This is a genomic window from Pseudomonas sp. AS2.8, assembly GCF_014190935.1.
In the GTDB taxonomy this organism is placed as follows: Bacteria; Pseudomonadota; Gammaproteobacteria; order Pseudomonadales; family Pseudomonadaceae; genus Chryseomonas.
This window is the reverse complement of the sequence record NZ_JACHVV010000002.1, coordinates 780,830-796,619: the sequence shown is the minus strand read 5'-3', so window position 1 is coordinate 796,619 and position 15,790 is coordinate 780,830. Positions and strand designations below refer to the sequence as shown.

General features: G+C 67.5%; 14 protein-coding genes. 10 read left to right on the top strand and 4 right to left on the bottom strand.

The window, feature by feature from the left end; all coding sequences use genetic code 11:
- The first annotated feature begins 76 nt into the window (after window positions 1-76).
- Both recA and recX read left to right on the top strand, forming a co-directional pair.
- Window positions 77-1,120, top strand: coding sequence for a recombinase RecA (recA, locus tag FHR73_RS10640; protein ID WP_183631012.1), 1,044 nt, complete (start codon window positions 77-79; stop codon window positions 1,118-1,120).
- A 65-nt stretch (window positions 1,121-1,185) separates the two neighbouring features.
- Complete coding sequence (gene recX / locus FHR73_RS10635; protein WP_183631010.1) at window positions 1,186-1,638, top strand: recombination regulator RecX; 453 nt, start codon at window positions 1,186-1,188, stop codon at window positions 1,636-1,638.
- A gap of 314 nt (window positions 1,639-1,952) precedes the next feature.
- On the opposite strand, the gene FHR73_RS10630 is transcribed toward recX, so the two are convergent.
- Entirely contained in the window at window positions 1,953-3,032 is a 1,080-nt protein-coding gene (locus FHR73_RS10630; RefSeq protein WP_183631009.1) for a TIGR00730 family Rossman fold protein, read from the bottom strand.
- Window positions 3,033-3,047: 15 nt separating this feature from the next.
- The gene (locus FHR73_RS10625) at window positions 3,048-3,455 is read right to left on the bottom strand and encodes a quorum-sensing-regulated virulence factor family protein (protein ID WP_027597050.1); all 408 of its coding nucleotides are present in this window, start codon (window positions 3,453-3,455) and stop codon (window positions 3,048-3,050) included.
- A 141-nt stretch (window positions 3,456-3,596) separates the two neighbouring features.
- On the opposite strand from FHR73_RS10625, the gene FHR73_RS10620 reads away from it, so the two are divergent.
- Complete coding sequence (locus tag FHR73_RS10620; protein ID WP_183631008.1) at window positions 3,597-4,334, top strand: tRNA-uridine aminocarboxypropyltransferase; 738 nt, start codon at window positions 3,597-3,599, stop codon at window positions 4,332-4,334.
- On the opposite strand, the gene FHR73_RS10615 is transcribed toward FHR73_RS10620, so the two are convergent.
- Window positions 4,327-5,223 (bottom strand): DMT family transporter, encoded by an 897-nt coding sequence (locus tag FHR73_RS10615; RefSeq protein ID WP_183631007.1) that lies wholly within the window; start codon window positions 5,221-5,223, stop codon window positions 4,327-4,329. The genes FHR73_RS10620 and FHR73_RS10615 overlap by 8 nt on opposite strands.
- A gap of 171 nt (window positions 5,224-5,394) precedes the next feature.
- Here FHR73_RS10615 and erdR point away from each other — a divergent pair, with 171 nt between their 5' ends.
- Entirely contained in the window at window positions 5,395-6,045 is a 651-nt protein-coding gene (gene erdR, locus FHR73_RS10610) for a response regulator transcription factor ErdR (RefSeq protein ID WP_183631005.1), read from the top strand.
- A gap of 107 nt (window positions 6,046-6,152) precedes the next feature.
- Window positions 6,153-6,521: a diacylglycerol kinase gene (locus FHR73_RS10605; RefSeq protein WP_183631004.1), complete on the top strand. Its 369-nt coding sequence runs from the start codon at window positions 6,153-6,155 to the stop codon at window positions 6,519-6,521.
- A 12-nt stretch (window positions 6,522-6,533) separates the two neighbouring features.
- Here the strand turns inward: FHR73_RS10605 and FHR73_RS10600 are convergent, their stop codons facing one another.
- Window positions 6,534-7,733 (bottom strand): putative zinc-binding metallopeptidase, encoded by a 1,200-nt coding sequence (locus FHR73_RS10600; protein WP_183631003.1) that lies wholly within the window; start codon window positions 7,731-7,733, stop codon window positions 6,534-6,536.
- Between the two features lie 313 nt (window positions 7,734-8,046).
- On the opposite strand from FHR73_RS10600, the gene FHR73_RS10595 reads away from it, so the two are divergent.
- From FHR73_RS10595 to hutU, 5 genes are all read left to right on the top strand, one after another.
- Window positions 8,047-10,527, top strand: a complete 2,481-nt coding sequence (locus FHR73_RS10595; protein WP_183631002.1) for a circularly permuted type 2 ATP-grasp protein — start codon at window positions 8,047-8,049, stop codon at window positions 10,525-10,527.
- Entirely contained in the window at window positions 10,524-11,408 is an 885-nt protein-coding gene (locus FHR73_RS10590) for a transglutaminase family protein (protein ID WP_183631001.1), read from the top strand. Before FHR73_RS10595 ends, FHR73_RS10590 begins: the two co-directional genes overlap by 4 nt.
- Before the next feature lie 471 nt (window positions 11,409-11,879).
- Window positions 11,880-13,094, top strand: a complete 1,215-nt coding sequence (gene hutI / locus FHR73_RS10585; RefSeq protein WP_183631000.1) for an imidazolonepropionase — start codon at window positions 11,880-11,882, stop codon at window positions 13,092-13,094.
- Window positions 13,084-14,028 (top strand): formimidoylglutamase, encoded by a 945-nt coding sequence (gene hutG, locus FHR73_RS10580; RefSeq protein WP_183630999.1) that lies wholly within the window; start codon window positions 13,084-13,086, stop codon window positions 14,026-14,028. The genes hutI and hutG overlap by 11 nt, the downstream gene beginning before the upstream one ends.
- Before the next feature lie 33 nt (window positions 14,029-14,061).
- Window positions 14,062-15,741 carry a urocanate hydratase gene (hutU, locus tag FHR73_RS10575; RefSeq protein WP_183630998.1) on the top strand — a complete coding sequence of 560 codons (1,680 nt, stop codon included), beginning with the start codon at window positions 14,062-14,064 and terminating at the stop codon, window positions 15,739-15,741.
- The last annotated feature ends 49 nt before the right edge of the window (window positions 15,742-15,790 follow it).

Genomic DNA, 15,790 nt, shown 5'->3' with positions numbered 1-15,790 from the left:
GTGAATATGGTTTAATACTGTTCACTTATACAGGTATCCACGGCCGTCTGGCCCTTCTTTCTCCGAGAGGAATCTAATGGACGACAACAAAAAGCGTGCCCTGGCCGCGGCCTTGGGACAGATCGAAAAGCAATTCGGCAAGGGCACCGTGATGCGCATGGGCGATCATGATCGCCAGGCCATTCCAGCGATTTCCACCGGCTCCCTGGGCCTGGACATCGCCCTTGGCATCGGTGGCCTGCCCAAGGGCCGGATCGTCGAAATCTACGGTCCCGAGTCCTCGGGCAAGACCACCCTGACCCTGTCGGTCATCGCCCAGGCCCAGAAGCAGGGCGCCACCTGCGCCTTCGTCGACGCCGAGCACGCGCTGGATCCGGACTACGCCGGCAAGCTGGGCGTCAATGTCGACGACCTGCTGGTGTCTCAGCCGGATACCGGTGAACAGGCCCTGGAAATCACCGACATGCTGGTGCGCTCCAATGCGGTCGACGTCATCATCGTCGACTCCGTGGCCGCCCTGGTGCCCAAGGCCGAGATCGAAGGCGAGATGGGTGACATGCACGTGGGTCTGCAGGCGCGTCTGATGTCCCAGGCGCTGCGCAAGATCACCGGCAACATCAAGAACGCCAACTGCCTGGTCATCTTCATCAACCAGATCCGCATGAAGATCGGTGTGATGTTCGGCAACCCCGAAACCACCACCGGCGGTAATGCCCTGAAGTTCTACTCCTCGGTCCGTCTGGATATCCGTCGCATCGGCGCGGTGAAGGAAGGCGACGAGGTGATCGGCAGCGAAACCCGCGTCAAGGTGGTCAAGAACAAGGTGGCGCCGCCGTTCCGCCAGGCCGAGTTCCAGATCCTCTACGGCAAGGGTATCTACCTGAATGGTGAGATCATCGATCTGGGCGTGCAGCTGGGTCTGATCGAGAAGTCGGGTGCCTGGTACAGCTACCAGGGCAGCAAGATCGGCCAGGGCAAGGGCAACGCTGCCAAGTTCCTGGAAGACAATCCCGAGATCAAGGGCGCCGTGGACAAGGCGATCCGCGAGAAGCTGCTGAGCCAGCCGACCAATCAGAAGGCCGAAGTGGCTGCTGAAGAAGGTGCTGACGTCGATCTCTGATCGCCTGCCAGTGCGCTAGACGACCCCCGCCCCGTGCGGGGGTTTTCGTATGAGGAGGATCACCCTTGGGCAATCCGCTGGATACCACCGCTGCCATCCGTTTCGCCGCCATGGATCTGCTGGCGCGTCGCGAGCATGGCCGTGAAGAGCTGTCGCGCAAGCTGCGTCGGCGCGGGGCCGAGGAGGAACTGCTCGGTCCGGTGCTGGATCGCCTGGCCGAGGATGGCCTGCTCGATGAAAGTCGCTATCTGGAGAGCTATATCGCCAGCCGTGCCCGCTCCGGTTACGGGCCCATGCGCATCCGCGAGGAACTCGGCCAGCGTGGCCTGAAAAGAGAGCAGGTGGAGAGGGCCCTGCGCGAAGCGGACGTGGACTGGCAGGCACAGCTGGAAGAGGTATGGCGCAGAAAATTCGGCACGCCCCCGGCCGACGCCAAGGAGCGCGCCAAGCAGGGGCGCTTCCTGGCCTATCGGGGCTATGCCATGGACGGGATCAACCGGGTGCTGAGCCGGCGGTAGTGGGGTGTGGCTTGCGGTGTTGGGCTTCGCTGCGCTCAACCCAACCTACGAGAGCGGCCAACATGGGGTCTGGTGCCGGGAACGTTGGGCTTCGCTGCGCTCAACCCAACCTACAGGAGCAGCCGATGTGGGTTGGGTTGAGACGGCTCCATCGTCGAAGCCCAACATGGGTGCCGGGGGAGTTGGGCTTCGCTGTGCTCAGCCCAACCTACGAGAGCGGCCGACGTAGGTTGGGTTGAGACGGCTCCATCGTCGAAGCCCAACATGAGCGCCAGAGTCTAGATACGTTGGGCTTCGCAGTGCTCAGCGCCAACCTACGTGGATGCCCAATGCTCGGGCCGATTGAGTTCGTCCACCAGTTCGCGCAGACGACCGTAGTGACGGCCGTGGAAGTCGAAGGCGAGGCGCGTCAAATGGGCGAATTCCGCTTCGTCGGGTTGGCCTTCGCCCGGCGCCAGCTGGGTGAAGCCCGGGGTCCGGCAGAGATCGCCGAAATCCGTTGCCAGGCGTTCAAGACAGGCCTGGGTCAGGGCGTGCTTGAGGCGGATATGGAACAGGCCGTCACGCCGGCGGGTGGAGTGGTAGTTGCCGTAGAAATGCTCGATCTCGGCGGCGGCGGCTTCCGGTGAGCGTACCAGCCGGACCAGCTTAAGGTCGGCGGGCAGGATGTAGCCTTCCTCCAGCAGATTGCGCTGCAGATAGGCCAGGGTGTCGTCCCAGAAGTGGCCGTCGGGGGTGTCCAGCAGGACCAGCGGCACCAGCGGACTCTTGCCGGTCTGGATCAGGGTGAGCACCTCGAAGGTCTCGTCCAGGGTGCCGAAGCCGCCGGGACAGAGCACCAGGGCATCCGCCTCCTTCAAAAAGAACAGCTTGCGCACATAGAAAAAGTGAAAGGACAGCAGGTGATCCGTGCCTTCGATGGTCGGATTGGCGCGCTGTTCGAAGGGCAGGGTGATGTTGAAGCCCAGGCTGGCCTCGGGTCCGGCGCCCTCGTGGGCGGCGCCCATGATGCCGCCGCCGCCGCCGGTGATGACCATCATGTCGCGGCGGGACAGGGCGCTGCCCAGTTCGCGGGCGAGGGCATAGAGGCCATGATCGATGCGGGTCCGCGCCGAGCCGAACACCGTGACCTTGCGCCGTCGGCGAAAGCGCTCCAGGGTGCGGAAGGCCTGCTCCAGCTCCTTGAGCGTCTGCAGCATGATCTTGGCGTCCCAGCGCGCCGGATTGGTCTGCGCCATGCGCACCACCGTCACCAGCATCTCGCGATAGAGGCCCAGGTTGGGGCTGCCGCCCGGCAGGGCGTGCTCCAGCAAGTCGTCGATGCGCTGACCGAGATCGGCGGCGCTGGGCTCCACATGGCGGGCCAGGTAGCTGTCGTCGCTGTCCTCGGTCATGGCCGCGGTCTCCGCTTACTTGCCCAGGCCGCAGTCGGCCGCCTGGAAGCGTTCGACCATGACCGGCTTGTTGGTCTGGTATTCGGTGAAGTCATAGACCAGGGTGGCGCCGCGGGCCAGCAACTGGCGATAGCCGTTGTTCTGGCAGACGCTCTCGGCGAGCTGCACCCGCACCGTGGCTGGATTTTCGCGCATGCGGGCGGCGTGGGCCGGGCGGACGCTGAGGTTGTTGATCAGCTGCTTGCCCTGCACGGTGTAGCCGCGGTCGAGGATGTCCTCGTTGATGGCGCGGGGCGTGCCCTGGCTGCTTTCGGTAGCCACCTTGCGCAGCATCTGGTTGAGCTCGTGGTCCTTGAGCGACTCGGCCGCCTGGACGGTGAAGGGCAGGGCGAGGGTCAGGGCGAGCAAAGCAAAACGAGGCATCGTGTTCTCCAGCGTAGAGGAGCCCGTTTCGACCGTGGTCGCGGGCGGGGGTTCGCAAGGCGTCTGCGCAGGGTAACCTGCCTGGCCGCCGCGGGCATCCCGATCGCTCTGGTAAACTGCGCTTTTGCCCGCGAGCCCGGCATGACCCCGATCAGCGACACCCCTCTGCATGCCGTGGCCCGTCTGCGCCAGGAACGCCTGGCGCGCAGCATCAAGCCCTTCATCGCCCGTGGCTCGCGCATGGCGCGCTGCCCGAATTGCCGCCTGGCACCCAGCCACTGCCTCTGCGACCTGCGTCCCCTGCGCCAGACCCAGGCCGGCATGTGCCTGCTGATGCACGACGTCGAGCCGCTCAAGCCGAGCAACACCGGCTGGCTGATCGCCGACGTGGTGGCCGACACCCACGCCTTCGGCTGGAGTCGCACGGTGGTGGATCCGGCGCTGCCGGAATTGCTCGCGCAGCCCGAGTGGCAGCCGCTGCTGGTGTTTCCCGGCGAATACGCCGCGCCCGGACGGGTGGTGGAGAGCCTGCCGCTGGCGCCCGGTCAGCGCCCGCTGTTCGTACTGCTGGATGCCACCTGGACCGAGGCGCGCAAGATGTTTCGCAAGAGTCCCTATCTGGATAGCCTGCCGGTGCTGAGCTTCCAGCCCAACGCCCTGTCGCGCTACCGGTTGCGGCGCTCCACCCGCGGCGAGCACCTGTGCACCGCCGAGGTCGCTGCCCTGTGCCTGGAGCTGGCTGGCGAGGCACCGGCCGGTCGCCTGCTGGAGGCCTACCTGGATGTCTTCAGCGAACGCTACCTGGATGCCAAGCATCACCTGCCGCTGGCGGCGGACAGCCCGGCCAGCCGGCAACTGAAGGCCCTGCGCGCTAGTTGACCGGCTTGACCTCCACCGGCGCCTGGCGCGGCCAGAGCTGGGCAGCCAGCATGCCGGCGAACATCAGGCCGCAGCCCAGGTAGCCACGACCGCTGAGGGCCTCGCCCAGCAGCCAGGCACCAAAGAAGGCGGCGAACACCGCCTCCAGGGAAAAGATCACCGCCGCATGGGAGGCGATGGCGCCGCGCTGGGCGAACACCTGCAGGGTGTAGCCGATGCCGGCGGCGATCACCCCGCCATAGAGCAACTCGGGCAGGGCCAGGACGATCCCGGCCGACTGGATCGGCTCGAAGGCCAGTGCCAGCGCCAGGCTGAGCAAGGCGCAGACGCCGAATTGCAAGATCGACAGCACCGTGGCGTCGTGGCGACTGGAATAGTGCCCCACCAGCAGGACATGGACACCCCAGGCCAGGGCGCCGGCCAGTTGCAGCAGATCGCCCGAGGCCACGTGGAAGTTGTCGCCAATGCTCAGCAGCCCCATGCCGACCACCGCCAGGCTGGCGCCGATCCAGGTGCCCAGATGGCTGCGCTGGCCGAGCAGCAGACCCAGCAGTGGCACCACGATGACATAGAGGCCGGTGATGAAGCCGGAATTGGTCACGCTGGTGAACAGCAGGCCGACTTGCTGCAGGTTGATGCCCAGGGTCAGCACCAGGCCCATCAGCAGACCGCCCTTGAAGGTGTCGCGGGTCAGGCGCTGCTGGCGGCCGCGGCGGCGCAGGAACAGGAGCAACGGCAGCAGGGTGAGGGCGCCCAGGGCGAATCTCAGGCCGGTGTAGAGAAAGGGACCGATGTGCTCCATGCCGCCGGTCTGGGCGACGAAGGCGCTGCCCCAGATGAGGGCGGTGAGCAGCATGAGCAGATCGGCACGCAGGGCGGCGCTGGGCATGGGGCGTCTCTTGGGCAAAACGGCAACTGTGCCGCAAACCGCAGGGCCTTGCCTACCGTCCGCGGTCCGCCCGGCCTTGCTCCCGTCCGCGCCGTTCGGCATGCTTGCGTGCAGCCCGTGCGCCAGCCACCTGGTCGACCCGGGCCTCACGACAACAAGGAAAGCTACACCATGGCGGCTGCCTACCAGATCCTGATCGCCGACGATCATCCGCTGTTTCGCAGCGCGCTGCATCAGGCCCTGACCCTGGGCCTGGGCGCCCAGGCACGGCTCACCGAGGTGGCCGACATCGCCGAACTCCAGGCCTGCCTGGCCGAGCGCACCGACTGGGATCTGGTCCTGCTCGATCTCAACATGCCCGGCGCCTATGGCTTTTCCGGACTGGTCCTCCTGCGCGGCCAGTATCCCCAGGTGCCGGTGGTGATGATCTCGGCCCAGGAAGAACCGGCGGTGGTGCAGCGCGCCCGGGAATTCGGCGCCAGTGGCTTCATTCCCAAGTCCAGCGATCTGAGCACCCTGCAACAGGCGGTCAGTCAGGTGCTGGATGGCGATACCTGGTGGCCGCCGCAGGTGGAAGGCGCCGCCGCCCTGAGCGAGGAAGCCAAGGCCGCCAGCGCCGGACTCGCCAGTCTCACGCCGCAGCAATTCCGGGTGCTGACCATGCTCTGCGAAGGGCTGCTCAACAAGCAGATCGCCTTCGAACTCAATGTCTCCGAGGCCACGGTCAAGGCCCATGCCACGGCCATCTTCCGCAAGCTCGGCGTCCGCACCCGCACCCAGGCGGCGCTCCTGCTGCAGCAACTGGAGAGCACCTCCAGCTGACCCCGGCGCAGTCGGCGCCTGAATCGGGCGCGACCGTCGACTTTCACTTTCCCGCAACTGCCGTCCGCTTGGATCGGCGGTTCGCCCCTGCCGGATGGAGCTTTTCCGTGATCTCTCCCTACAAAGGCAAGACCGGTCTGCGCCGGGTCATCAACGCCACCGGCTATTCCCTGGCCGGGCTGCGCACGGCCTTTCGCCAGGAGGCGGCCTTTCGTTCGCTGGTGACGCTCAACGTGGTGCTGGTGCCCCTGGCCTTCTGGCTGGAGGTGAGTCGCGGCGAGCGGGCGCTGCTGGTGGCGGTCTGCCTGCTGTCCCTGGTGGTCGAACTGTTCAACGCCGCCATCGAGGCGGTGGTGGATCGCATTTCCCTGGACTGGCACGAACTGTCGAAGAACGCCAAGGATCTGGGCAGCGCTGCGCAGTTCGTGGCCATGATCATCATCGCCGCGGTGTGGGGCATCGTCCTGCTCGGTTGAGCAGGACCCTGATCAGACGGTGGCGCCCAGGGTGGCACCCGCCGCCGTGTCGTCCGCGGCCACACCCTGTTCCAGCACGCTGGGCTGGGCCGAGTGGATGACCTTATGGATGAAATGCAGCTTGGCGATCACCGGGGCGGGCAGGGCGAAGGGATAGAAGTCCGGCTGGCCCATGCTGCGGGACAATTCGTTGAGCATGGCCGCCAGTTCGATCCAGGCATTGGCGAAGCCGAGGAATTCGTCGTCGCTGCGATCCTCGGCTTCGTACAGCGCCTCGCGGGTGAAGGGCTGGAAGTCGAGCTGCAGGCTGCCGGCGTTCATGCCCAGGCTGGCGGCGGTGGCCAGGGTGTCCATCATGTGCAGGTAGTGCGCCCAGGTTTCCGCCCAGTCCTCCCAGGGGTGCATGGTGGCGTAGGCGCTGACGTACTGGCTTTCCCAGCCGGCCGGCGCGCCCTGCTCATAGTGGCGCTGCAGGGCTTCGCCATAGTCGGCGCGCTCGTCGCCGAACAGGGCGCGGAAGGGCTCTTCCCAGTCGGTGCCGGCGACCAGGCGATCGAAGTAGTAATGCCCGACCTCATGACGGAAATGGCCGAGCAGGGTGCGATAGGGCTCGTGCATGTCGGCGCGGACCTTTTCCCGGTGGGCATCGTCCGCTTCGAGGATGTTCAGGGTAATGAGGCCATTGGCGTGCCCGGTGGTGGGGGTGCCGGTGGCGTCGGGGGCGAGGAAGTCGAAGGCGAGTCCGTGCTCGGCATCCACCGTCTGGGGGATTACCTGCAGCCCCAGGCCCAGCAGCTGGGCGACCAGTTGCCGCTTGGCCAGCTCCAGCTTGCGCCAGCGCTCGCCGTTGCCCTCGAAGGACAGATCCGGGATGGTGTGGTTGAGCTGGCAGGCCACGCAGAAGTTTTCTCCCGAGTCGGCCGGTACCAGCCAGTTGCAGGCGGCGGGCGTGTCCAGGTTGGCGCAGCGGCGATAGAGCGCGCTGGTTGCCTCGGGCAGCTGCCAGAGACCGCCTTCGCCCGGCAGCAGCGCCGTCGGCGTGCCCTGGTCCGGGGCGTAGCCCAGGGCGTTGCCGCAGGCCAGGCACTCGCTGTTGGGAAAGAAGATGGCCTGGCCGCAGGTGCAGTTGGCGACCTTGCGCTGGACGGGCAGGGCGCGCAGGGCGTTGCGTTGCTGACGATTCGAACTGTAGCTTCCGAGAAAATTGCGCATGGGGCTAATACCTGGCGAGAGCGGCCGCGTCGGACGCCGGCGGAGCGCCGGCGTCTTGCTAGCGAATTAGTAGAGCGGCCCGACCCTGGAGTTCCGGGTTGTTCGTCGCCTGGGACGGCCGGCGGGGGCTCTGGGATCGGCTCCGGCGCCGGGCGACGCTTCGCTGGCCGCGGCGGCCAGCGTTAGCGGTGGCGCATCCCGACGCACATCACTACCCTAGGTTACCGGTCGCGACCGGCGCGTGCGTTCTGGCGCGCCCGTCGAGGCGACCCTTCCGAACCTGCTCGCGCACCCTGTCAGCCGTCCTCCGACCATGCCCCCGAACGCTTCCCGCAATGCCAGTGACATGACCGGCAGCTACCACGAACTCTGGAGTCCGCGGGGTGGCGTGCGGCCGCCCTGGCGCCGTTTCTACGGTCATCTGGCCGGGCTGCGACCCGCGCAGCTCGATCAGCGCCAGGCGTTGATCGCCCGGCAGATCCAGGAAAACGGCGTGACCTACAATGTCTACGCCGATCCCAAGGGCAGCGACCGGCCCTGGGCGCTGGACCTGCTGCCGCAACTGATCTCGGCTGAGGAGTGGGCGCCCTTGGCGGCCGGCGTGGCGCAGCGGGCCCGCCTGCTGAATCGGGTACTGGGCGATCTCTATGGCGAACAGCGCCTGTTGCACGAGCGGCTGCTGCCGCCGGAGCTGGTGTTCGGGCACAACAACTTTCTCTGGGCCTGCCAGGGGTTGCGCCCGCCGGGCGATACCTGGCTGCACGTCTATGCGGTGGATCTGGCACGTGCCCCCGATGGTCGCTGGTGGGTGCTGGCCGATCGCACCCAGGCGCCCTCCGGCGCTGGCTATGCCCTGGAGAACCGCCATATCGTGGCGCGGGCCTTTCCCGAGTTGCACCGCGATCTGCAGGTCCAGCCGCTCAACGGCTACTTCCAGGCGCTGCAACGCACCCTGAGCACGGGCCTGGACGCCGGCGAGGAGGCGCGGCTGGCGGTGCTGCTGACGCCGGGACGCTACAACGAGACCTACTTCGAGCACCTCTACCAGGCGCGGCAACTGGGCTTTCCGCTGGTGGAAGGCCAGGACCTCACGGTGCGCGATGCCTGCCTCTATCTGAAGACCCTGAGCGGGCTGAGGCGCGTCCACGCGGTGTTCCGCCGGCTGGACGACGACTTCTGCGATCCGCTGGAATTGCGCACCGATTCGGCGCTGGGCGTACCTGGCCTGCTGGAAGCGGTGCGCCAGGGCAACGTCATCATGGCCAATGCCCTGGGCAGTGGCCTGCTGGAGTCGCCCGGCCTGCTGGGCTTTCTGCCCGGCGTCTGCCAGGCGCTGCTGGGCGAGACCCTGGCGCTGCCTTCCGTCGCCACCTGGTGGTGCGGCGAGACGCCGGTGCGGGAAGCGGCCCTGGCACGGCTGGCGGAGCTGGTGATCAAGCCGGCCTATCCGGCCCAGGGCTTCGAGCCGGTGTTCGGCAAGGCGCTGGATGCCGCGGGGCTGGCCGAGCTGCGCGCGCGCATCCTGGCCACGCCCCATGCCTATGTGGCGCAGGAACGCATCCAGCTGTCCCAGGCGCCGGTCTGGCAGGGCGGCAGTCTGCAGTCGCGTGCCATCGGCATGCGCGTCTATGCGGTGGCCAGCGAAGACGGCTACTGGGTGATGCCCGGCGGCCTGACCCGGGTCGCCCACGAGGGCGCCGCGGTGGTGTCCATGCAGCGCGGCGGGTCGAGCAAGGACACCTGGGTGCTGGGCGGCAGTCGCGGCACCGCCGAGGTGCCCGGGGCGCGGGTGCTGGGGGTGCGCGACCTGGTGCGCAAGGACCCCTTCCTGCCCTCGCGGACCGCCGAGAATCTGTTCTGGTACGGCCGCTACAGCGAGCGCTGCGAGGATGCCGCGCGTCTGCTACGCATCGTCCTGAGTCGCTACCTGGACGCCGATGACGGCGGGCCGGCGGTGCAGTCGGCCATCGATCTGGCCACGGCCCTGGAATTGCTGCCGGCCGGCGGCCGGCTGGCGGAGCAACTGCACGCGGCCCTGGGACCGGGTGACTTTCCCAGCGGCCTGGGCGCCAATCTGCAACGGCTGCACTGGGCCGCGGCCCAGGTGCGCGGACGGCTGTCACCGGAGAACTGGCGCGCCATCCGCGAGGTGGAGCGCGAGGCCCATGGCCTGGGCCAAGTCGGCAGCGAGCCGGGCGAGGCACTGCAGAGTCTCAACCGCCTGGTGATGGCGCTGGCGGCGGTGGCCGGCTTCACCTTCGACGACATGACCCACGACGAGAGCTGGCGCTTCCTGATGATCGGCCGGCGCATCGAGCGGGTGCAATTCCTCGCCGGCAGCCTGGCGCACTTTCTCGAAGGCGGCGCCACCTGGGACGCGGCCGGCCTGGAATGGCTGCTGGAACTGGGCAACAGCATCATCACCTATCGTTCGCGCTACCAGGCGGCGCCCCAGCTGATTCCGGTGCTGGACCTGCTGATGCTGCACGAGCACAACCCCTATTCGATCCGCTTCCAGCTGCATGCGCTGATCAACGCCGTGGAGCACCTGGAACGCTATTACGGCCTGCCCCGCGATCCGGCGCTGCACGATACCTACGATCGCCTGCGTCGCTTCGACCTCGCGACCCTGGAGAACACCCTGTTCGGCGATGCCGGGCGGGTCGAGGTGCAGCAGGGGCTGACGCGCCTGCTGCGACAGATCGCCGAGGCCAGCAGCCAGCTGTCCGAGCGGGTCATCTATCGCTGCTTCGCCCATGTCGACGCCGTCAGTCAGCGCACGGTATCCATGTGAGGAACCAAGTCCGCTATCGCATCCAGCACGACACCCACTATCGCTACGCGGCGCCGGTGTCGCTGTCGCAGCAGTTGCTGCACCTGTTGCCGCGCGACTGCGCCTGGCAACGCTGCCTGTCCCGGCAACTGGTGATCCTGCCGCAGCCGACCCAGCGCCAGGACGCCTGGGATGCCTTCGGCAATCCGCTGACCCGGCTGTCCTTCGAGCGGCCCCACGACGAACTCTATGTCGGCACCGAGCTGGAGGTGGAGGTGGATTCCCGCGCCGGTCTCGGGCTGGCGGATTCGCCCGCCTGGGAGGGGGTGCGTGACGGCCTGCGCTATCCCGCCGCCCGGGTGCCGCTGGACGTCCATCACTTCCGTTTCGAGTCGCCGGCGGTGCCCCTGGACGGCATCTTCGCCCGTTTCGCCGAGGACTGCTTCCCGCCGGGCCGCCCCCTGCTGCTGGGCTGCCGGGCATTGATGGAAAAGATCCACCGCGAATTTCGCTTCGACGCCACCGCCACCCAGGTGGCGACGCCGCTGCGCGAGGTGCTGGAACACCGCCATGGGGTCTGCCAGGACTTCGCCCACCTGATGCTGGCCTGCCTGCGCGCCCTGGGGCTGGTGGCGCGCTATGTCAGTGGCTATCTGCTGACCCGTCCGCCACCGGGCAAGCCGCGGCTGATCGGCGCCGATGCTTCCCACGCCTGGGTCAGCGTGCACTGTCCGCTGCTGGGCTGGGTCGACTTCGATCCCACCAACGATGTCCTGCCGGATCTGGAGCACATCACCCTGGCCTGGGGCCGCGACTTCACCGACGTCTCGCCACTGCGCGGGGTGATCCTCGGCGGCGGCGACCACGATCCGGTAGTCGAGGTGACGGTGACGCCGCTGTAACGTACTGGTTTGGAAAGGACTCCAGCGATGAAACGCTTCCCTACAGCGCCATAGCGTAGAAAACGGCACAGCCTTTTCCACTCGGGACTGCGTGGCGAGGGTCGCCCTCACCCCAACCCTCTCCCACGGGGGGAGGGGGTTGTCCGAGCAGGTGTTCAGCTCTATCAGTCCGGGAAAGATCGCGAGCAACTGTCGCGCCCGCGTGTAGAAGCGGCTGTGACTGTGGCGATTTTCAAGATAGAGCCAGAGGTGCGGCCGGCCGTTGCTTGGTCGTGGCAATGGGCGATTGGCTCTCGTGTCTCGGCTGTTTTCTTATTGTCTATACAAGGTAGATGTCTTTTTTACGGCTATTAAGGCTTCGTTGGATCGCCATCCGCATTCAATTGGAGCCGTAGCTATGGACAGCTCCCCCGTACTTGACGATCAATCGACTCTGGATTAAATGTATATACATTAACCGGAGAGGTCACCATGTCCGCCGCTACCCAATCGCTGCTCTGGCGTCACGTCACCCTGTTCGATGGTTTGCAGACGCTGCCCAAGCCCATGGCGGTCTGGGTCAGAAACGGCCAGATTGCCGGTGTCTGGCCGGAGTCCGAGTTCCGTTCCGAATTGGCCCCGGGGGTCGAGCGGACGGAGGTGGGTGGGGTGATGACGCCCGGCCTGGTGGATTGCCATACCCATCTGGTCTATGCCGGTCAGCGTGCCGGAGAATTCGAGCAGCGGTTGGAGGGCGCCAGCTACGCGGAGATCGCCCGCGCCGGTGGCGGCATCCTCGGCACCGTAAGGGCCACCCGGGCAGCCAGTGAGGCGGAACTCTTCGCCCTGAGCCTGCCGCGCCTGCAGGCCCTGACCGACGAGGGCGTCACCACCGTGGAGATCAAGTCCGGCTATGGCCTCACGGTGGCCGACGAACTCAAGCTATTGCGGGTCGCCCGCCAGCTGGGCGAGGCGCTGCCGGCCCGGGTGATCACCACGCTGCTGGGCGCCCATGCCGTACCGCCGGAATTCCAGGGCGATGCCGACCGCTACGTCGACCTGGTCTGCCAGGAGATGATCCCGGCCGCGGTGGCCGAGGGCCTGGCCGACGCGGTGGACGTCTTCTGCGAGGGCATCGCCTTTTCGCCGGCCCAGTGTGAGCGGGTATTCCTGGCGGCGCGCGAGCACGGCCTGCCGATCAAGGCCCATGCCGAGCAGCTGTCCAATCTGGGTGGCAGCGTCTTGGCCGCCCGGTTGGGCGCCCTGTCCACGGATCACGTGGAATACCTCGACGGAGCCGGGGTGCGTGCCATGGCCGCCGCCGGCACCGTCGCCGTGCTCCTGCCCGGTGCCTTCCTGATGCTAGGCGAAACACAGCATCCGCCGGTGGAATTGCTCCGTCGGTACGGGGTGCCCATGGCCCTGGCCAGCGACGCCAATCCGGGCACCTCGCCGCTCTATCTGCCGACCCTGATCGCGCACCTGGGCTGCACCCTGTTTCGCCTGACCCCCCGCGAGGCCCTGGCCGGCATGACCGCCCATGCGGCCCAGGCCCTGGGTCGCCCGGAACTGGGCCGCATCCACGTCGGCGCCCCGGCGGATCTCTGCCTGTGGGACGTCGGTCAGCCGGCGGAGCTGGCCTATGAGGTGCGTCCGGGGCGCCTGCGGCAGCGCGTCTTCGGCGGGGAGGTGCAGCATGTTCGCTGATCACCAGACCCTGGAGCTTTGGACTGGCCGTACCGATCCGGAAGCCGACGCCTTGCGCTGGCACCAGTGCATCCAGCCGCTGGCCGCGGACAGCGCGCCGGGTATGGCGCTGCTGGGTTTCGCCTGCGACGAGGGGGTGCGGCGCAATCAGGGTCGCACCGGCGCTGCCGAGGGGCCCTTAGCTCTGCGGCGCGCCCTGGCCAATGTCGCCTGGCAGCGGCAGGGCCCGGCCTATGACGCCGGTGATGTCCGCTGCGCCGACGGCGATCTGGAAGGCGCCCAGACGCGCCTGACCGGGGCCGTGTGCGGTCTGCTGGACGGCGGTCATCTGCCGCTGGTGCTGGGCGGCGGCCACGAGGTGGCCTGGGCCAGTTGGTCGGGCCTGGCGCTGCACCTGGCCAAGACGCTGCCCAAGCCGCGCATCGGCATCGTCAATTTCGATGCCCACCTGGACCTGCGCGACCCGACGCGGGGGCCCACCTCCGGTACGCCCTTCGCCCAGATCGCCGCGCACTGCGCCCACCACGACTGGCCCTTCCGCTATGCCTGCCTGGGCCTGAGCCTGGCGGCCAATACTCGCACGCTGCTCAGGCGCGCCGCCGAGCTGGACGTGCTGATCCACGAAGACCATGAGATCCGCGAGTGCAGCCTGGAACGGATCGGCGCCGAACTGGACACCTTCGCCGCCGGTTGCGATGCCCTCTATCTGACCTTCGACCTGGATGTGCTGCCCGCGGGCGAGGCGCCCGGGGTCAGCGCGCCCGCCGCTCATGGCGTAGGTATCGCACTGCTGGAACCCCTGATTCGCCGGCTCAAGGCCAGTGGCAAGTTGCGCCTGGCCGACGTGGCCGAACTCAATCCCGCGCTCGACCAGGACGGCCGCACGGCCCGGGTCGCGGCGCGGCTGATCCATACCCTGGCACTGGACCTCTAGGGCCTGCCGCGAACAACAAGAGAGGAAGATCCCATGACCCGTTTTCGTGAAGGTGAGATTCGCGCCCCCCGCGGCACCCAGCTCAATGCCAGGAGCTGGCTGACCGAGGCGCCGCTGCGCATGCTGATGAACAATCTCGATCCCGCGGTCGCGGAAAATCCCCAGGAGCTGGTGGTCTACGGCGGCATCGGCCGGGCGGCGCGCAACTGGGAGTGCTACGACAGGATCGTCGAGAGCCTTAAGGCGCTGGGTGACGACGAAACCCTGCTGGTGCAATCGGGCAAGCCGGTCGGGGTGTTCAAGACCCACGCCGACGCCCCGCGCGTGCTGATCGCCAACTCCAACCTGGTGCCGCACTGGGCCAGCTGGGAGCACTTCAACGAACTGGATGCCAAGGGCCTGGCCATGTACGGCCAGATGACCGCCGGCAGCTGGATCTACATCGGCAGCCAGGGCATCGTCCAGGGCACCTACGAGACCTTTGTCGAGGCCGGGCGCCAGCACTATCAGGGCGACCTGCGCGGCCGCTGGGTACTGACCGCCGGCCTCGGCGGCATGGGCGGCGCCCAGCCCCTGGCCGCGACCCTGGCCGGCGCCTGTTCGCTGAACATCGAGTGCCAGCAGACCAGCATCGACTTTCGCCTGCGCAGCCGCTATGTCGACGAGCAGGCCACCGACCTCGATGACGCCCTGGCGCGGATCGCCCGCTACACCGAGGAAGCCAAGACCCGCGAAGGCAAGGCCATCTCCGTCGCCCTGCTGGGCAATGCCGCCGAAATCCTGCCGGAACTGGTCCGCCGTGGCGTGCGCCCGGATATGGTCACCGACCAGACCAGCGCCCACGACCCGCTCAATGGTTATTTGCCGATCGGCTGGAGCTGGGCCGAATACAAGGATCGCGCGGTCACCGATCCGGCTGGCGTGGTCAAGGCCGCCAAGCAATCCATGGCCGCGCATGTGCAGGCCATGCTCGACTTCCAGAAGAGGGGCGTCCCCACCTTCGACTACGGCAACAACATCCGCCAGATGGCCCAGGAAGCCGGCGTCGCCGATGCCTTCGCCTTCCCGGGCTTCGTGCCGGCCTATATCCGTCCGCTGTTCTGCCGCGGCATCGGTCCCTTCCGCTGGGCCGCGCTGTCGGGCGATGCCGAGGACATCTATCGCACCGATGCCAAGGTCAAGGAACTGATTCCCGATGATGCCCACCTGCACCGCTGGCTGGACATGGCCCGCGAGCGCATCGCCTTCCAGGGCTTGCCGGCGCGCATCTGCTGGGTCGGCCTGGGTCAGCGCGCCAAGCTGGGGCTGGCCTTCAACGAGATGGTGCGCAGCGGCGAACTCAAGGCACCCATCGTCATCGGTCGTGACCACCTGGACAGCGGTTCGGTATCCAGCCCCAACCGCGAGACCGAGGCCATGCGGGACGGCTCCGACGCCGTCTCCGACTGGCCGCTGCTGAACGCCCTGCTCAACACCGCCAGTGGCGCCACCTGGGTCTCGCTGCACCACGGCGGCGGGGTAGGGATGGGCTTCTCCCAGCATTCCGGGATGGTCATCGTCTGCGACGGCACCGACGCCGCCGCCGCCCGTATCGCCCGGGTGCTGCACAACGACCCGGCCACCGGGGTGATGCGCCACGCCGACGCCGGCTATGACATCGCCATCGACTGTGCCCGCGAGCAGGGCCTGAATCTGCCCATGCTCAAGGGCTGAGCAACCTGGCGCCGGTGGGTAGCACCGGCGCGCCGTTCCCGACAACAAC